We start from the raw sequence: 1,083 nt of genomic DNA on the forward strand, positions 1-1,083 counted from the left end.
TGGTGTATCTGCTGGGACAGGAGCCTCATGCCGCGTCGGCCGGCTCCTTGGTGATCGTCGGATTGACCGCGGTGGTATCGCTGATGCCTCGCGCCCGCGAAGGGCATGTGCGTTGGCGAGACGGTTTGGTGTTCGGCGTGGTGTCTTCGGTCGGCAACGTGTTAGGGTCGCGCGCATCCCTGATGGTGGACGCGCATATGCTGATGATACTGTTCAGCGTGCTGTTGATGGCGGTTGGCGTGTTTATGGTGCGTAAATCCTGCCGTATGAGTCAAGTCGGTGACGCCGGAACCGTCGCGCATGCCGATTCCGGTTCCCCCAACCCGCATCGGTCCGTTTGGCTGCTGGTGGCATGCGCGACGGCGACCGGCGCATTAACCGGGTTTTTCGGCGTCGGCGGAGGTTTTGCCGTAGTGCCGATGCTGGTGCTGGCTTTGGGGTTCACCATGCGCGAGGCCTCCTCGACATCGCTGCTGGTGATGATTATCGCATCGGCGGCCGGCCTGATGTCGCGCATTGGGACCAGCGTCAGCATCGACTGGGGAATCGTGATCGTCTTCGCATTGGCCTCAATGATTGGAGGACTGGTCGGAGCTCCGGCGTCACGCAGGATGCGGGAAGTCGTATTGACGCGATTGTTCGCAGGATTGCTGTTCATCGTGGCGACGTACACGATGATTTCCACACTTATCGAAATGCTCGCCTAACGACACGCCGAAGGAGTGCTCGCAGAACGGCGGATAGGTTTCGCACAATGGCGGAATTCCAATGGCTGCCTTTCAGCAACCATGGTTCTGCGAGCCCCCCTTCGGCGTGTCGACGCGGTTTCAACCGCCCTCGAAGATGAATACAGCCATCGTTCGGTCTATGGAATCATGATTTAGTAAATTACGATTCCATAAATGGGGAACAGTGGGACAACGCCCGAAATTTTGCGTACTTTGGTCTGGGCTTGAGATAGGGGCATGGCCCGTGTCCTGTGTACGATTTTCTGTCGCCAAACAAAACAAATCGCGACTGGAAACGAAAGCACGAAGCCATGCCGCAGCAGATTCCACAGGTCCACCGGCACGCGGCCGGGGC

At 58.4% G+C, this 1,083-nt stretch carries 2 protein-coding genes; one reads left to right on the top strand and one right to left on the bottom strand.

What is annotated here, in order from left to right; genetic code table 11:
• Positions 1-707: sulfite exporter TauE/SafE family protein (locus E7C97_RS09545; protein WP_316109082.1), on the top strand; the 707-nt coding region annotated here is incomplete at its 5' end.
• A gap of 173 nt (positions 708-880) precedes the next feature.
• Here the strand turns inward: E7C97_RS09545 and E7C97_RS09550 are convergent.
• Positions 881-1,083 (bottom strand): hypothetical protein (locus E7C97_RS09550; protein ID WP_316109083.1); only part of this gene is annotated, 203 nt, incomplete at its 5' end.

The organism is Streptococcus sp. (genome assembly GCF_032481935.1).
Taxonomy (GTDB): Bacteria; Bacillota; Bacilli; order Lactobacillales; family Streptococcaceae; genus Streptococcus.